The organism is Streptomyces sp. NPDC053542, assembly GCF_044544685.1.
In the GTDB taxonomy this organism is placed as follows: Bacteria; Actinomycetota; Actinomycetes; order Streptomycetales; family Streptomycetaceae; genus Streptomyces.
The window spans coordinates 61,827-77,935 of sequence record NZ_JBITXL010000005.1 but is presented as its reverse complement, the minus strand read 5'-3'; the positions used below and the strand labels follow the sequence as shown (position 1 = coordinate 77,935).

14 protein-coding genes are annotated in these 16,109 nt (G+C 72.1%); 9 read left to right on the top strand and 5 right to left on the bottom strand.

Features of this window, described 5'->3' with window-relative positions:
* The first annotated feature begins 171 nt into the window (after positions 1-171).
* A complete protein-coding gene (locus ACIGXO_RS15305) occupies positions 172-1,503 on the top strand; it encodes a sensor histidine kinase (RefSeq protein WP_399787070.1) in 1,332 nt (443 codons plus the stop codon).
* Positions 1,500-2,156 carry a response regulator gene (locus ACIGXO_RS15300; RefSeq protein ID WP_399785843.1) on the top strand — a complete coding sequence of 219 codons (657 nt, stop codon included), beginning with the start codon at positions 1,500-1,502 and terminating at the stop codon, positions 2,154-2,156. The genes ACIGXO_RS15305 and ACIGXO_RS15300 overlap by 4 nt, the downstream gene beginning before the upstream one ends.
* A gap of 100 nt (positions 2,157-2,256) precedes the next feature.
* On the opposite strand, the gene ACIGXO_RS15295 is transcribed toward ACIGXO_RS15300, so the two are convergent.
* Complete coding sequence (locus ACIGXO_RS15295) at positions 2,257-3,198, bottom strand: hypothetical protein (protein WP_399785840.1); 942 nt, start codon at positions 3,196-3,198, stop codon at positions 2,257-2,259.
* Between the two features lie 298 nt (positions 3,199-3,496).
* Here ACIGXO_RS15295 and ACIGXO_RS15290 point away from each other — a divergent pair, with 298 nt between their 5' ends.
* Positions 3,497-4,783, top strand: coding sequence for an adenylosuccinate synthase (locus ACIGXO_RS15290; RefSeq protein WP_399785837.1), 1,287 nt, complete (start codon positions 3,497-3,499; stop codon positions 4,781-4,783).
* Between the two features lie 89 nt (positions 4,784-4,872).
* On the opposite strand, the gene ACIGXO_RS15285 is transcribed toward ACIGXO_RS15290, so the two are convergent.
* Positions 4,873-6,690, bottom strand: a complete 1,818-nt coding sequence (locus ACIGXO_RS15285) for a serine/threonine-protein kinase (RefSeq protein WP_399785834.1) — start codon at positions 6,688-6,690, stop codon at positions 4,873-4,875.
* 146 nt (positions 6,691-6,836) lie between these two features.
* Positions 6,837-7,826 carry a phosphatidylinositol-specific phospholipase C gene (locus ACIGXO_RS15280; RefSeq protein WP_399785831.1) on the bottom strand — a complete coding sequence of 330 codons (990 nt, stop codon included), beginning with the start codon at positions 7,824-7,826 and terminating at the stop codon, positions 6,837-6,839.
* Positions 7,827-8,130: 304 nt separating this feature from the next.
* On the opposite strand from ACIGXO_RS15280, the gene ACIGXO_RS15275 reads away from it, so the two are divergent.
* Positions 8,131-8,865 (top strand): DUF4956 domain-containing protein, encoded by a 735-nt coding sequence (locus tag ACIGXO_RS15275; RefSeq protein WP_399785829.1) that lies wholly within the window; start codon positions 8,131-8,133, stop codon positions 8,863-8,865.
* On the top strand, positions 8,862-9,668 hold the full coding sequence (locus tag ACIGXO_RS15270) for a polyphosphate polymerase domain-containing protein (RefSeq protein ID WP_399785826.1): 807 nt from the start codon (positions 8,862-8,864) through the stop codon (positions 9,666-9,668). The genes ACIGXO_RS15275 and ACIGXO_RS15270 overlap by 4 nt, the downstream gene beginning before the upstream one ends.
* Positions 9,669-9,733: 65 nt before the next feature.
* Here ACIGXO_RS15270 and ACIGXO_RS15265 read toward each other — a convergent pair whose 3' ends face one another.
* Positions 9,734-11,119: a sensor histidine kinase gene (locus tag ACIGXO_RS15265; RefSeq protein ID WP_399785823.1), complete on the bottom strand. Its 1,386-nt coding sequence runs from the start codon at positions 11,117-11,119 to the stop codon at positions 9,734-9,736.
* Positions 11,120-11,124: 5 nt separating this feature from the next.
* Positions 11,125-11,862, bottom strand: a complete 738-nt coding sequence (locus ACIGXO_RS15260) for a response regulator transcription factor (protein WP_399785820.1) — start codon at positions 11,860-11,862, stop codon at positions 11,125-11,127.
* Between the two features lie 400 nt (positions 11,863-12,262).
* On the opposite strand from ACIGXO_RS15260, the gene ACIGXO_RS15255 reads away from it, so the two are divergent.
* From ACIGXO_RS15255 to ACIGXO_RS15240, 4 genes are all read left to right on the top strand, one after another.
* Entirely contained in the window at positions 12,263-12,814 is a 552-nt protein-coding gene (locus ACIGXO_RS15255) for a hypothetical protein (protein ID WP_399785817.1), read from the top strand.
* 232 nt (positions 12,815-13,046) lie between these two features.
* Complete coding sequence (locus ACIGXO_RS15250) at positions 13,047-14,405, top strand: aspartate aminotransferase family protein (protein WP_399785815.1); 1,359 nt, start codon at positions 13,047-13,049, stop codon at positions 14,403-14,405.
* A gap of 211 nt (positions 14,406-14,616) precedes the next feature.
* On the top strand, positions 14,617-15,294 hold the full coding sequence (locus ACIGXO_RS15245; protein WP_399785812.1) for a GntR family transcriptional regulator: 678 nt from the start codon (positions 14,617-14,619) through the stop codon (positions 15,292-15,294).
* 110 nt (positions 15,295-15,404) lie between these two features.
* The gene (locus ACIGXO_RS15240) at positions 15,405-16,055 is read left to right on the top strand and encodes a hypothetical protein (RefSeq protein WP_399785809.1); all 651 of its coding nucleotides are present in this window, start codon (positions 15,405-15,407) and stop codon (positions 16,053-16,055) included.
* The last annotated feature ends 54 nt before the right edge of the window (positions 16,056-16,109 follow it).

Genomic DNA, 16,109 nt, shown 5'->3' with positions numbered 1-16,109 from the left:
GAGACGGATCCGCACAGATCCCCACTGGGCCGGACGCCACCGCCCGTCCCCGTACCTACCGTGGTAGTCGTGAACGAGACACCGCAGTACGTCAACGGCGCCCGCCGCATGCAGGGCGCCGCCGGGCGCGCCGAAGCGCCGCTCCCTCAGGCGCCGCCTCCCGAAGCCCGGATGGCGAGCGGCGCGCTCCGCGGCCTGCGCCAGGATCTGTTCACCCATGCCTTCGCCTTCCGTCCGATGCTCCCGCTGGACGAGGCGAAGGCGGCCGGCTGGGTGCCCTGGCTGCCGCCCCGGATCGGCCGGTGCCTGCGCTGGCTCCCGCACGCGCTCGTCATCGGCTTCGCCGCCTGCGTACTGCTGGCCGTCTCCGCCACGGCGGGCGGCTTCGCCCCGTCGTTGCTGCTGCTGGTGTTCGGCGTACTCGTCGCGGGGCCGCCGGTGATGACGCTCGTCCGCCCGGTCGGGGCGTTCTGGGTGTCGCTGCTGGCCGTCTGCCTCGGGCTGCTGGCGGGCGACTTCTCCTGGGAGGTCGCGTTCGTCGCCCATATCGGCACGATGGTGCTGGTCGTCCTGCGCACCCGGCCGCGCCTGGCACCGGGCATGTGGGCGGTGACGTTCGCCGTCCTCGCGCCCGGGATCGCACTGGTCGGCGAAGGGGGCGCGTCGGTGCTGGCGCCGCTGGCGGTCATGAGCGGGGTCGTCCTGCTGGCGGCCGCTGCGGTACGTGCCTGGCGCGAGGAGCGGCAGCAGGTCGTGGAGACCCGTACGGTCACCGCCGAGGAGCGGTCGCGGCGCACCCTCCTGGAGGAGCGCGCGACCATCGCCCGCGAGCTGCACGATGTCGTCGCGCACCACATGTCGGTGATCGCCATTCAGGCGGAGGCCGCGCCGTACCGGATGCGGGACACCCCGCCCGAACTGGCCACCGCCTTCTCGACGATCCGCGAGAACGCCGTGGCGGCACTCACCGAACTGCGGCGCATCCTGGGCGTCGTACGCTCCGAGGACCCGGACGCCTTCGCCGGTCCGGAGGCGCCGCAGCCGACCCTCGCCGATCTGGACGCGCTGCTGGAGAGCGTGCGCGGCGCGGGGCTCACCGTCGCGGCGGTGGTGACGGGGGCGGTACGGCCGCTGCCGCAGGGCGTCGAACTGTCGGCGTACCGCATCCTCCAGGAGGCGCTGAGCAACACGCTCCGGCACGCGCCGGGCGCGGAGGCGCGGGTCGAAGTCGCCTACGTCCTGGGCGGTCTGGGCCTGCGCATCGTCAACGGCCCCCCGAACCGCCTGGCCAAGCCGTCCCCCGGCGCGGGCCACGGCATCCTCGGCATGCACGAACGTGTCGGCATGCTCAACGGCGACATGACCAACGGCCCGACGTCCGACGGCGGATACGAGGTCACGGTCTTCCTCCCGGCGGCATCCGCACGGACGGACGCGACACCGGCCACGGCATCCCCCACTCCCGCCACCTCCCCCGTCTCCCCGGAGAGGCCGCAAGCATGATCAAGGTCCTGATCGTCGACGACCAGGTCATGGTCCGTGAGGGCTTCTCCGTCCTCCTCAACGCGATGCCGGACATCGAAGTCGTGGGCGAGGCGGTGAACGGCCGCGACGCGGTCCACAAGGTCGCCGCCCTGCACCCGGACGTCGTCCTGATGGACATCCGCATGCCGGAGGTCAACGGCCTCGAAGCGACCCGCGAGATCGTCGCCGCCGACGCGGACGCCAAGGTGCTCGTGCTGACCACCTTCGACCTGGACGAGTACGTGTACCAAGCGCTCCGCGCCGGAGCCAGCGGCTTCCTCCTCAAGGACGCGTCCGCCGGGCAGCTGGCGGACGGCGTACGGATCGTGGCAGCCGGCGAAGCGCTGCTCGCACCGGCCATCACCAAGCGGCTGATCTCGGAGTTCTCCCGCCTGGGCGCGCCCCGGCCACCCGCTCAGGAACGCATCGGGGAGCTCACCGAACGGGAGACCGAGGTCCTGGTGCTGGTCGCCCAGGGCCTCTCCAACGGCGAGATCGCCACCCATCTCGTCGTGGCCGAATCCACGATCAAGACGCACGTGAGCCGCATCCTGGTGAAGCTCGGCCTCCGCGACCGCACCCAGGCCGCCGTCTTCGCCTACGAAACCCGGCTGGTCACCCCGGGCCTCTGAGAGCGTGTGCGGACACAGGGCGAAGCCGCGGCCATCATCCACAGCTTGTGGATAACTGGCGCGACCGGAGAGGGTGGCGCCTCACGGAGGGTGATAAGCATCACGTCCGGGGCAGCGTCAGCCGCCACGCGGCCGGCTGGACCGTCCACGTCCGCGTCCTGACCGGCCCGCCGATCACCGCGTCCGCCCGGTAGCGGAAGTCCGGCCCGGACACCGTCACGGCCCGCGCCCGTACCCGTACCGGCGCCTCCGTGGCCTGCCATTGCACGATCACCTCGGCCAGTCCTTCGTGCTCCTGGGCCGGATACGCCGCCCCGTCCCCCGGCGCCGCGCCCTCCGGGGCCGTGCACCCCACAGGCACGACCGACACCCGGTGCACCGGCCGGTCCAGGTCCGCCAGTACGACGCCGTCCGCCTCCACGCGCAGCCGCGGCGGCACCCGGGCATCGCGCCGCCCGCCGCCCGGAACAGGCGCCGTGAGCAGCGAGAGAGCCGCTCTGGCGGTCCGCGCCGCCGGAGCCCACCATGGGCGCTGCGCGGGCACCGTCGGCTCCTCAGCGGCCGTACGGGCGGGCTGCGCGGGCTGCTCGGCCGGATCGCCGCCGGGGATGCGCAGGCCGCCCAGCACGATGCCGTCGCTGTCGTCGGCGAGCAGGTCGAGGACGCGCTCCTGGCCGTCCAGGACGGCGCGCGCGGCGGTCACCGTGTCCGCGGGGACGCCCAGCGCACGGCTCAGCGCGGTGGCGGACGGCATCCCGACGGGCACCAGCGAGAGAGGCACGCGAGGGAGCTCGCGCTCCTTGTGGAGCAGCTCCACGGCGCGCAGGAGGGCGCGGTCGTCGCCGATCACCACGGGGCGGCGTTGCCCCCTTCGGGCGAGCACCCGGGCGAATTCCCCGGGGTCGTCCGGAAAGCAGATCTTCGTGGTCGCGGCCGCGCACAGGACGTCTTTGGCGATACGCACGGACTCGCCGTCCACACGGCGGGCGACCGGGTCGATGACCACGAGCAGGGAGCGCCCGGCAAGGTCTGGAGCCGACACCTCGGTCCTTCCTAGGGCTTGCGTTCTCTCGGGGAACGGACTCGGACGGGACGGGGGACAAAACAGTCGTAGCGGCCACCGCGGGCCCCCGTACCCCGGCGGTGGCCGGGCGCCCGGGACTGTCCTGTTCGTCGCCCGAGAGAAATATTCGGTAATCTCTCGGTGCAAGAGCCCCTGTCGTTGTTGCGCCAGGGGCTTCGTCTATCCGGGGCACCGGTCGACGGCTCGCGCGGCGGCTGCACCAGGCAGTGAGCCGCTCGCACGTTGGACATGCCCCGCCCGGAAGGGGTGTACGCCTGTGCCCGCACTTGTGCTGCTCGGTGCTCAGTGGGGTGACGAGGGCAAGGGAAAGGCCACCGACCTGCTCGGTGGTTCCGTTGACTATGTAGTGCGCTACCAGGGCGGCAACAATGCCGGCCACACGGTCGTCGTGGGCGACCAGAAGTACGCGCTGCACCTGCTCCCTTCCGGGATCCTCTCGCCGGGGTGCACCCCGGTGATCGGTAACGGTGTCGTCGTCGACCCGGCGGTCCTGCTCTCCGAGCTGAGCGGACTGAACGAGCGCGGCGTCGACACGTCCAAGCTGCTGGTCAGCGGTAATGCCCACCTGATCACGCCGTACAACATCACCGTCGACAAGGTGACCGAGCGCTTCCTCGGCAAGCGGAAGATCGGCACCACGGGGCGCGGCATCGGCCCGACCTACGCCGACAAGATCAACCGCACCGGCATCCGCGTGCAGGACCTGTTCGACGAGTCGATCCTGCTCCAGAAGGTCGAGGCGGCCCTCGACTTCAAGAACCAGGTGCTGGCCAAGCTCTACAACCACCGCGCGGTGGTCGCCGAGCAGGTCGTCGAGGAGATGCTCGGCTACGCGGACCAGATCAAGGGCTACGTGGCGGACACCACGCTGATCCTCAACGACGCCATCGACGAGGGCAAGGTCGTCCTCTTCGAGGGCGGCCAGGGCACCCTCCTGGACGTCGACCACGGCACGTACCCCTTCGTGACCTCGTCGAACCCGACCGCCGGCGGTGCCTGCACCGGCGCGGGCGTCGGCCCGACGAAGATCAACCGGGTCATCGGCATCCTGAAGGCGTACACCACGCGTGTCGGCGCCGGCCCGTTCCCGACCGAGCTGTTCGACCAGGACGGCGAGGACCTGCGCCGTATTGGCGGCGAGCGCGGTGTGACCACCGGCCGTGACCGCCGCTGCGGCTGGTTCGACGCGGTCATCGCGCGCTACGCGACCCGCGTCAACGGCCTCACCGACTTCTTCCTGACCAAGCTCGACGTGCTCACCGGCTGGGAGCAGATCCCGGTCTGCGTCGCCTACGAGGTCGACGGCAAGCGGGTCGAGGAGCTGCCGCACAACCAGAGCGACTTCCACCACGCGAAGCCCGTCTACGAGATGCTGCCGGGCTGGTCCGAGGACATCACCAAGGCCAAGACCTTCGCCGAGCTCCCGAAGAACGCGCAGGCGTACGTGAAGGCGCTGGAGGACATGTCGGGCGCCCCGATCTCCGCCATCGGCGTCGGCCCGGGCCGCGACGAGACGATCCAGATCAACTCGTTCCTGGACTGACGGGACCGAGGCGTGCGTCGGGCTCCGTAGGGGCCGTGAGGCGCGCGTCAGGCTCCGTAGGGGCCGACCGTGACGGTCAGCAGCCGCGTTCACCGCACCTTCGTGTAGGTACGCGGCTGCTTGTCGTTTCCGCGGAACTCGCGCACCAGGGAGCCGTCGCCCGCGATCCTGAAGACGGACGAGCTGCTGGCCGCGCACCCCGGAGCGCGGCGCTGCACTACAGAGGGGCCGACGGAGAGCTTCCCGTCGGCCGAGTAGAAGTCCGCGCGCGCCGTGCAGTGCCCGCCGCTGCCCCGTACGTCGATCGTCACGGCGGGGCTGCCCACCGGAGTGCGCTCGATCGTCACCCGTTGAGTGCCCACGCCGTCCGCGTTCGGGCGCTCCCAGGTGCCCAGGTACGCACTCGGGACCACCTCGTGGCCCGCGGGGCGCAGCGTCGCCGTGCGCCCCGCCGCGCTCCATACGAGGGTGTTCCGCTGCGGCCCCCGCTTGAGGCTGTGCTCTCCCAGTGCCGAGCACCGTCCTTCGGGTGCGGACCTCACCACGGTGGTGTCCAGCCGCAGCCCTTCGGTGTCCGACGCCGAGACCAGCTTCCCGTCGCTCTTGCACTCGTACGTGGCGCCGAGGCTGATGCTGTTGGCGACCACTTCGCCGACGCTCCCGTGCGAGATCACGAACCGCCGCTGCTGCCCCGTGGGCACCCCGTCCCGCTCCACCTCGCCGGTCCAGGTGCCCACGTACCCGGCGGGGACGTCCGAGCCGCCCTCGTGCCCCGTGCCGCCGCCCAGCGCCGGCACGGTGACCGCCGCGACACCGGCCATGGCGAGCACCGCGGCGACGCCCCCGAGGGCGAGGGGCCAGCGGCGCCGCCGCACGGGTGCGGGTGCGCTGCCTGATCCCGTACTCGATGCCGGTCCGGGCCCGGGTCCCGCCGGGAGGACCGTGGTGGGCGCTTCCGCGCGCCCCGGACGCGCCGGCTGCCCCGAGGGCGGCGTGTCCGTGTCCAGCAGCTGTACGGCGTGCTGCCCCAGCCGGGCGATGAGCTCGGCCGGCAGCCAGGGCGCGGCCGCCCCGCCGCTGCTCACCGGCCCGATCACGGAGATGAGCTCCTCCGGGGCCGGCCGCTTGGCCGCGCTCTTCGAGAGGCAGCTGCCGATCAGCTCCCGCAAGGACTCCGGTACGGCGTCGAGGTCGGGATCGGACTCGGCGACGCGGAACATCACGGAGTGCACACCCGAGACCAGCGACCCGAAGGGCATCCGCCCGGAGGCCGCGTACGCGAGCACCGAGCCCAGGCAGAAGACGTCACTGGCCGGCGTGATCCGCTCGCCGCGTACCTGCTCGGGCGACATGAAGCTCGGCGAGCCGACGACCATGCCCGCCTGCGTCTGGGTGTGCTCGCTCACCGCGTCCAGCGCCCGCGCGATGCCGAAGTCGATCACGCGCGGGCCGTCGATCGTCAGCAGCACGTTGGACGGCTTGAGGTCGCGGTGCACCAGGCCGACACCGTGGATGTCGAGCAGCGCGCTGGACAGCCCGTAGGCGAGCCGCCTGACCGAGTACTCCGGAAGCGGCCCGTACGTGCCCTCGACGACCTCGCTCAGCGACGGGCCCGCGATGTACCCGGTCGCCACCCACGGCACCTGCGCTTCGGTGTCGGCGTCCAGTACGGGCGCGGTCCACCGGCCGCCCACCCGGCGCGCCGCCGCGACCTCGGCCCGGAACCGGTCCCGGAACTCCTGTTCGACCGCCAGTTCGGCCTTGACCAGCTTCACGGCCACAGTCCGGCCGCCTTCGGAACGCGCGAGGTAGACCCGCCCCATGCCGCCGGTGCCCAGCCGGCCGAGCAGGCGGTAGTCGCCGATGGTCCTCGGGTCCTCGGTGGTCAGTCCCTTGAGGCCGTCCATGCGCGGCACCCTCCCCGTTCCCTCTGCCGTTGCCGTCGCGTCCCGTGCCGTTCCGGCATCGTCAGCCGAGCGTAGGCCGCGGGGGATCGCCGGGTGGCAGCCGGGGCGTCACGAGGCGGGAACGATCGGGCCGGCGGGTGCGTTGGTCAGGCTGCCGTACTCGAGGGGAAGTTGCGGGCGATGAGCGATTCGAGAGCAGGGGGGTGGAATTCGGGGAAGTCCATGACCACGACTCCGAGGTGGACACCGGGCCGCGGGTGGCCGTCGAGGTAGTCCAGGACGGCCGGCATGACCGCGTCCGCGAGGTGCTTGGGCCAGCGGAAGCCGTTGGCGGCGTCCGGCGCGAGGCTGGCGAAGTTGAGGTAGAGCCGGCCGGAGTCCTGGTGGGCCGCGGCGGCGTCGAAGTGCCGCAGGATGTCCTGCCGTTTGGTGTCGACCGACGTCGCGTAGTGGTCCTGCAGCTCGAACCACTCGTTGGAGAAGGTGCCGTTGTCGCCCGCGGGCCAGAGCGGCGCGCGCAGCCCGGAGGCGAACTGCGTGATGAGGACGACCTTGCCGCGCGCCGCGCCGAGCGCCGGAAGTGCGGGCTCGATGAGGAAGAGATCCCCGTATCCCTTGGCTCCCAGATACTCACCGAACTTGGCACTGAGCTGCGCATCGGTCAGCCCGTGCTCGTTCTTGACGCGCATCAGCACGGTTTCGCCCGGCGAAGCCCGCAGGAAGTCGCGGCACTGATCGAGGACGGTGTTGAAGGTGATGTCCTGGTAGTACGACGCGTGGTAGATCCCGAGTTCGCCGGGCACGTCCGGGGGCGGCGCGCCGCAGCGGATGTCGAAGAAGCGGATGCCGCGCCGCAGTTGCTCCGGGATGCCCATGTTCTGGGTGTGCGACCACTCCGTGCCGTTCATCGGGTCGGTGGCGCAGGTGTCGTGCGTGCCGGGGAGGGTCAGCCGGGTCAGCGGGGTGCCGTCGGGCAGCGCGGCCATCCACCGGGCGGGGTCGGCCGCCGCGGAAGGGCGGCCGGCGGCGGGAGCGGTGGGGGACGTCAGCGCGCGGGCGGCCGCTCCGGGGGCGAGCAGGGCGGTGGCGGACCCGGCCACGGCCGCGGCGACGAAGCCTCGGCGACTCATGGACATGCGGCGTCCCCCTCCGACTGCGTACGGCTGCGCACGGCTCGGCTCCATGCGGCGGGAGCAGTCCCGGCACGGCTGAGTTGTGTGTGGCGAGAGTAGCCGTATGGGGAAGGTGAGTTAATGGCTTTCCCCAGGCTTTCCTTAACGCTCGACAGGGGCGCGCTTAACCCGCCGGTTCCTACGTTCTTCCTGTGCCTCCCGCCGTCGCCGTGCCGCGCCGCGCTGCGCCGCGCCACGCGAGGGGAGCGAATCGCAGGAAACGTGGCCACCGGGCAGGTCGGTCACTCGTGACCGGACAGGGAAAGCAATGATCACTTTCGGACAGCTGGCCGCCCATCTCGGTCTCGACCTGGCCGCGGTGTGCGCGCTGACATTCGCCATCTACTACCCGCGGCACCGGCGCCGGGACCTCGTGCCCGCCTATCTCGCGCTCAACGTCGCCCTGTTCTCGGTCGTCGCGGCGCTCGCGAGAGTCAACGGGAGCGGCGGTACGGCGCTGGCCTTCGGCCTGTTCGGGGTGCTCTCGATCATCCGGCTGCGGTCGGATTCCATCCAGCACGAGGAGGTGGCGTACTACTTCACCACCCTGGTCCTGGGCCTGCTGTGCGGGCTGCCGCAGCTGGAGCTGGGGCTCGCCGCGCTCTTCACCGTGCTGCTGCTCTTCGTCATCTGGTGCGCCGACCACCCCAGGCTGCTGACCCGGAGCCGGCGCACGGTCGTCACGCTCGACACCGTGCACCCGGATCCGGCCGCGCTCCGCGCCGATCTGGCCCGCCGGGTGGGCGAGCCGCTCGACTGGACCGTCAAGCAGGTGGACTTTGTCCGGGACGTGATGGTCGTGGACGTCCGCTACCGCGAGAGGGAACGTTCCGTCGTTGCCGCTCGTACGCCTCACGAGACGTCCCCCGACCAGCTGCCTCACGAGACGCCTCACGGGACCTCCCCTAAGACGTTCGCGGACACGACCGACCCGCGCCGCGCCGACCGCACCACCGACCTCCCCTCCGGACGTACCGCCAACGCCTCGAAGGAGACCGTGTGAACCCCGCCGTACGTGCCATCGGGCGCGCCGCACTGGCCGCGCATCCCATCACCCTCGCCGAGGTGCAGGCCCGCGCCGAGCTGCTGGCCCGCCACGACAACAGCTACCTCGTGCCGATCGAGATCTTCGCCGACTTCGCGGCCCGGCTGACCGACCCGAAGCGGCCCGGCGGACCGTTCAAGTCGCTGTGCATCAACGGCCGCCGCTGGTTCCGGTACAACTCCCTGTACTACGACACGCCCGACCTGCGGGCCTTCCACGACCACCGGCAGGGGCGGCGGCTCCGCTTCAAGATCCGGGAGCGGCTGTACGAGGACACCGGCGAGCGCCAGTTCGAGATCAAGCTCAAGAGCGGGCGCGGGGAGACGGTGAAGTTCCGGCAGCCGATGCTGCCCGGCGACACCGCGCTGGACCGGGCCCCGCGCGAGTTCCTCGCCTCGGTCCTGCGTCGTACGTACGACATGACGGCCCCCACGGACCTCGCCACCTCGCTCGTCACCGACTACCAGCGCGCGACCTTCGTGGCGGACGGCCAGCGCATCACCTGTGACGCGGGCATGGTGTGCCGCGATCCGCGTACCGGGCGCTCGGTACGTGCCGATGGGGGGCTGGTGCTCGTCGAGTCCAAGACGGACGGCCATCTGACCGAGGCCGACCGTCTGCTGCACGGTTATGGCGTCCGCCCGGCCGAATTCACCAAGTACTGCGGCGCGCTCTCGGCCCTCCGCCCCGACCTCACCGCGAACGCCTGGCGCCGCGCCACCCGGCGGGTGTTCACCCCGACGGAGCCGTACGCGGCCTGAGGGCGCGGGGGCGCGGGGCGCCGGTGGCGGGGTGCGCGTCGGGTGCGGGGCGGCGCGGGCGGGCGCTACGTCGATGGCCCCCCGAGGTGGGCCTCCACGCGGGCGCCCCGGCCGTTCTCCGGGGTGTCTTCCCCGCCGCTCGCCCGCCGCGCGGAGGTCAGCTCCGTGCGGCCGCCGGACTCCTCCGCGACGCGGCGGACGATGTCCAGGCCGAGACCGGTGGAGCCGCCGCCGCTCTTGCCCCGCTGCGGGACGTGCCCTTCGGGGAAGCCGGGCCCGTCGTCCTCGATGACCAGCAGGCCGCCGGGGCGGCCGGCCGCGGCCGACACGGACAGGCGCATGCCCACGCCCTCCGGGGTGTGGTCGAAGACGTTGCCGATGAGGGCGTCGACCGCCGCTGCCAGCTCCGCTTCGTCCGCCCGTACGTACACCGGCGCATCAGGGGCGTGAAAGTCCAGCGTGCGCCCCTGGTCCTCGGCCAACGGGCGCCAGAAGTCCGCCCGTTCGCGGGCCACCGCGGCCAGGTCGGCGGAGGGCTCGCCGGCCCCGCCACGGGACGGACCGCCCGCGCCGGTGAGCCCCGTGGCGTCCCGCAGCGGCTTGCGCGCCGTACGGATGACCTCGTCCACGCTGCGCTCCAGCGCCGCCACGTCCGCCGCGATCCGCTCCGCCTCGGCCGGGTCGCGCAGCCCCTCCGCATCCAGGCGGAGCGCGGCGACCGGGGTGCGGAGGCGGTGCGCGAGGTCCGCCGCGTTCTCCCGTTCGGCGGTGAGGAACCCCTCGATGCGGCCGGCGAGGTGGTTGAGCTGGCCTGCCACCAGGCGCAGTTCCGGTGGTCCGTCCGGCTCGGCGCGTGCGGTCAGATCGCCGGCCGCCAGCCGGTCGGCGACCTTGGCGAGCCGCTGTGTCGAGCCGACCAGGCGCGCGCCCAGCCGGTCGGCGACCAGCAGGCCGAGGAGTACGAGCCCGGCGCCGAGCCCGGCGAACGCCAGCCACGAGGGAAGGGTCCCCGCGTACAACTGCTCGTCCGTCAGCGCGACATGGACGACGGCGGTGCCGCCCGGCGTGCCCTGCACCGGGACCAGTACGGTCTGGCCGCCCTCGGGGGGCGCGTACGCGAACGCACGCCCGTAACGCGCCAGGCGCACGGCATCTGTGACGCGCGCCGGTGGCCCCAGCACGGTCCCGTCGGCGAGGATCACCGAAGTACGCGGGAGATCCGCGCCGTTGGCGGCCGTCACGAGGGACGCGGCGGTGGCCCGGCTGCCCTCGGGGCCGGGGTGTGCCAGCGCGGTACCGATGCCCGCGGCCAGCGACTGCGCGCGGGCGGTGGCGTCCGCGGTGGCCCGGTCCGCGGCGTGGCTACGGGTGAGCAGGGCGAGCGGTACCAGGAGCGTGGCGAGCACGAGCGCGGTGGTCACGGCCGTGACCAGGAGAATCCGGAGACGCATCGGGATTACTCCGGAATCCGCGGGCCACTGGCCCCGCTGCCCCGGCCGTCCTCGGCGACGGCCTCCTCCGGGGCGGCGAGCTTGACGCCCACGGTGCGGACCGTGTGGAGATAGCGGGGCTTCTGCGCTGTTTCGCCGAGCTTGCGGCGCAGCCAGGAGAGATGGACGTCCACCGTCTTGTCCGCGCCGCCGAGCGGCTGCTGCCACACCTCGGCGAGCAGTTCCCGGCGCGAGACGACTTGGCCGGCGCGCCGGGCGAGGTACAGCAGCAGGTCGAACTCGCGGGGCGTGAGATCCAGCGGCGCGCCGTCCAGCACGACCTCGCGCGCCGCCGAGTCCAGGACCAGCCCGCCCACCCGGAGCGGCGCCTCCGGCTCCGCGGTGCCCAGCCGGCGCAGTACCGCCTTGATCCGCGCGTCCAGCTGCGCGGCGCCGAACGGCTTGACGATGTAGTCGTCCGCGCCGTCGTCCAGCACCGCCACCATGTCGCCCTCCTCGTCGCGCGCGGTGGCGACGATGATCGGTACGTCGCTGACCGCCCGCAGCATCCGCAGGACCTGCGCGCCGTCCACGTCGGGCAGTCCGAGGTCCAGGACGACGAGGTCGGGGCGGTCGGTCACGGCAGCGTCGAGGCCGGACATCCCGGTCGCGGCGGTGGCCACGGCATGGCCGCGGTCACGCAGCGCCCGCACGAGCGCACTGCGCAGCTGGGGGTCGTCCTCGACGACGAGCAGGTGGGACATGCCGCCACGGTAACCAGCGATGATCCCTGTCCGGGCGGTCGGCCGGAGGCTTTGGGACCGCTTTAACCGGGCGTTAGGGAACGGTGCGGGAGTCTGGATCGTGGCTGGTCGGCGCCGCCTCGCCGCGCCGCCTCGCCGCGCTGTCTCGCTGCGGCGCCTCCTCGCGCCGTCTCGCTGCGGCGCCTCGCGCGCCGCTTCGCCGTGGCGAGGAAGCCGTGGGGCGGTGCGCTCTGGGGCGGTGCGCTGTGGACAACCGGCTCACCCGATCGAGCCGGTGATCACGGCGGGACGCGAAATCCGTCCTGTGGAAAACCGAAGCGGGCGGGGTCGAGCAGGCAGAGTGAGAAAAGACCGAGGCCGGGACGAGGCATCGACGAGGAAGGGAAAGGGGGGACGCGCGATGAAGTGGCGAAGCGCGGTGGTGACCGCCGTATGGGTCTGCGCGTTCGCGGGAGCGGGCGGGCTGGGTGCGTGGTCGCTGGCCAACGCCGACATGGGGGCGCGGAACAGCCGGGCCGAGCCGCTCGATGACGACGGGGTGCGCCAGAAGCTCGCGGCCGCGCGTACGTCCGCGCAGCCTCCTGGCTCCGACTCCTCGGCACAGCCTCCCGGCTCTGGTTCCGGCTCCGCGGAGCCGGGCAGCGGTGCCTCCGCGTCCGCTACCGCCGGCGAGGCCGCGCGGGTGGGGACGGTGAAGGTCACCGGGGGCAGCGCCACCGCCGAGTGCCGCCCCGACGGCACGGTGTACCTCACGGTGTGGAGCCCGGCGTCGGGCTATCACATGGACTCCGTGAAGCGGGGCCCTTCCGCCGTCGCGACGATCGAGTTCGAGCCGCTGGACGACGGTGACGACCTCACGTACGCGGTGCGGTGCGACGACGGCCGCCCCAAGGCCGTACCCATAGCGGACCACGACATCGACCACGACGATGACGACGACGATGACGACTGAGGTCGCCTGAGCCGGCGGTGGCCGATCGCGGTCCGTAGTTCTCGATCGCCCCGAGTGACGATCGACAACCTGTCAGAGCGCGTGGTGAGTGCCATACACACTGTCGGTACCGGCGCGGTCGTGGTGATCCTTAGGCTGAGAGCGACCGCCGCCCGCGTTCCCGCGTTCTCGCAGCCCAGCGTTCTCGCGTTCCTGATTTCCTGGCGGCCCTGAGCGATCCGAGGTAGTGACCGTGACCACGACGCAAGCAGACCCCGCCGTCGGCGCGGCCGTGAAGGCCGCCGACCGTGCCCACGTCTTCCACTCCTGGTCGGCGCAGGGCCTGATAGACCCGCTGCCGATCGCGGGCGCCGAGGGCTCGTACATGTGGGACTACGACGGCAACCGCTACCTCGACTTCACCTCGCAGCTGGTCAATACCAACATCGGTCACCAGCACCCGAAGGTCGTCGCCGCCATCCAGGAGCAGGCCGGCAAGCTCTGCACCCTGGCGCCGGGCTTCGCCGTGGACGTGCGGTCCGAGGCCGCGCGGCTGATCGCCGAGCGCACGCCCGGCGACCTGGACAAGATCTTCTTCACCAACGGCGGCGCCGAGGCGGTCGAGAACGCCGTGCGCATGGCCCGGCTGCACACCGGCCGGTCCAAGGTGCTCTCCACGTACCGCTCGTACCACGGTGCCACCGCGGCCGCGATCAACCTCACGGGCGACCCGCGCCGCTGGCCCTCGGACACCGCGTCGGCCGGCGTGGTGCACTTCTGGGGCCCGTACCTGTACCGCTCGCCGTTCCACGCGGAGAGCGAGCAGCAGGAGTGCGAGCGCGCACTACGCCACCTCGAGGACACCATCGCCTACGAGGGCCCGCAGTCGATCGCCGCGATCATCCTGGAGACCATTCCGGGCACCGCCGGCATCATGGTCCCGCCGCCCGGATACCTCGCCGGGGTCCGCGAGATCTGTGACCGGTACGGCATCGTCTTCATCCTGGACGAGGTCATGGCGGGCTTCGGGCGGACGGGCCGCTGGTTCGCGCTCGACCACTTCGACGTCGTGCCCGACCTGATGACCTTCGCCAAGGGCGTGAACAGCGGTTATGTGCCGCTGGGCGGCGTCGCGATCTCGGCGGAGATCGCCGCGACCTTCGACCAGCGCCCGTACCCGGGCGGCCTGACGTACTCCGGCCACCCGCTGGCCTGCGCCTCCGCGGTCGCGACCATCAACGCGATGGCGGAGGAGCGGATCGTGGAGAACGCGGCCGAGATCGGCGAGAAGGTCATCGGGCCGGCGCTGCGGGAGATCGCCGAGCGCCACCCGTCGGTGGGCGAGGTGCGCGGCATGGGCGTCTTCTGGGCGCTGGAGCTGGTCAAGGACCGTGCGACGCATGAGCCGCTGGTGCCGTACAACGCGTCGGGCGCGGACAACGCCCCGATGGCGAAGTTCGCGGCGGCGTGCAAGGAGCGGGGCCTGTGGCCGTTCCTGAACATGAACCGTACGCACGTCGTGCCGCCGTGCACGGTCACCGAGACGGAGGCGAAGGAGGGCCTGGCAGCCCTCGACGAGGCCCTGACCACGGCAGACGCGTACACCGTCTGACCGAGCCGGCCGGCCGGCCCGGCACCACGGCCGCGGCCGGACGACCGGTTGCGCGAGGGGGCGTGCAGGCGCTCGCTCCCTCGCGTTCACCAGGGCAAACCACCGCCACTCGCCCTTTCGTACCCACTGCCTCATCCGTCTCGTGCGGCCCTCGCCTATCGTGAGGGCGAAGGCCGCATTCCGCGTGCGGTCGCGGAAGGAGACGGACACGATGCCCGCCGGGCCCGTCAGCGGAGTCATCCAGCGCAGCACCCTGCGTCAGCAGATCGCGGACGCGCTGCGCGACGAGGTGCTGGCCGGACGGCTGCCCGCGGGGCGCCAGTTCACCGTCAAGGAGATCGCCGAGCAGTACGGGGTCTCCGCGACCCCCGTGCGCGAGGCGCTGCTCGACCTCGCGGCGCAGGGCCTCCTGGACGTGGAGCAGCACCGCGGTTTCCGCGTCCACACGTTCACGGCCGCCGATTACCGCGCCATGGTCGAGGCGCGCACGCTCGTCGTGGAGGGCGTGTTCCGGACGAGCGCGGAGGAGCTGGCCCGCAGCGTCACCAAGGACACGCTCGTCTCCCTCCGGCGCCGCGCCGAGGAGGCGGAGCGGTACGCGCGCTGCGGCGACCTGGACGTACTGATCGGCTACGACCTGCGGTTCTGGCGCGAGTTCGGGAACCTGGTGGGCAACTCGTACATCGCGGATTTCCTGGACCGGATGCGGATCCAGGGCTGGGTGTTCGCCGTGCCGATGCTGCGTGACAAGGCCGACCTGCGCGAGCATCTGTGGCAGGGGCACCAGGAGTTGGCGGCGGCGGTCGTCCACCGCGACCTGGTCACCGCGCAGCGCCTGGTGCGCGAGTACAACGCCCACTCCCTCGCCCTCGTCGAGAACCTCGCCTAGCACTACGCTGTCCCGACCATCGGCTTTGTCGATACCGGTCGATCGCTCGGTCTTCGATCGCCTGGTCTGCCGGCACCGAACCGAACGGAACCGAACGGAAGCGAGAACTTGTGGCGTGTGACCTCTGGCTGGTCCCCCTGGTCGACGTGCTGTGCCACAGCCCCGACAACCCCTTCTCCGAAGAGCTCGCCGCCTACGACAAAGCGCTGACCGACGCGGGACTGCCGCCCGTGCCGATCTTCAACTACATGCCGGGCCTGTCGGGGGACGTCGCGCCGGTCGCCGGTTTCGACTACGACGCGCTGCACTTCCTGCGCCGCGCGTACCTCCTCCAGGTCTGCGGGCTCGCCGTGTCACCGGTGGACGAACTGGGCAGCGACTACGAGCAGTTGCTGGAGATGTTCGAGAGTACGGCCCAGGAATCGCATCTGGTGTGGCACTACGACCACGCGGGCGCCTACGTGCCCGTGGACTTCCCGCACCCGCTCGCCAACGAGGAACTGCTCGAAGGCGGCGGGCCCTTGGGGTCCTCGCACGGACTGCTGCGAGAGCTCGAAGTGGTCGCACCGGCCATCGGCATCGATCCGGCCAACCCGCCCGCCACGCCGGCTCCGCCGGGCGGGCCCACGACGCTGGAGGAGCGGGCGGAGACGACGGGGGCCGACGACAGCCCGTTCGCACGGGAGCGTCATGTCTGGCTCGGGCTGCACGCGGCGGCCACCCGCAGCCTCGGCCAGGGGTCGATGATCGTCTTCAGCTGACCGGGCCCGCACCGCGGAAGCTCCCTCACCCGGAAGCTCCCGTACCCGGAAGCT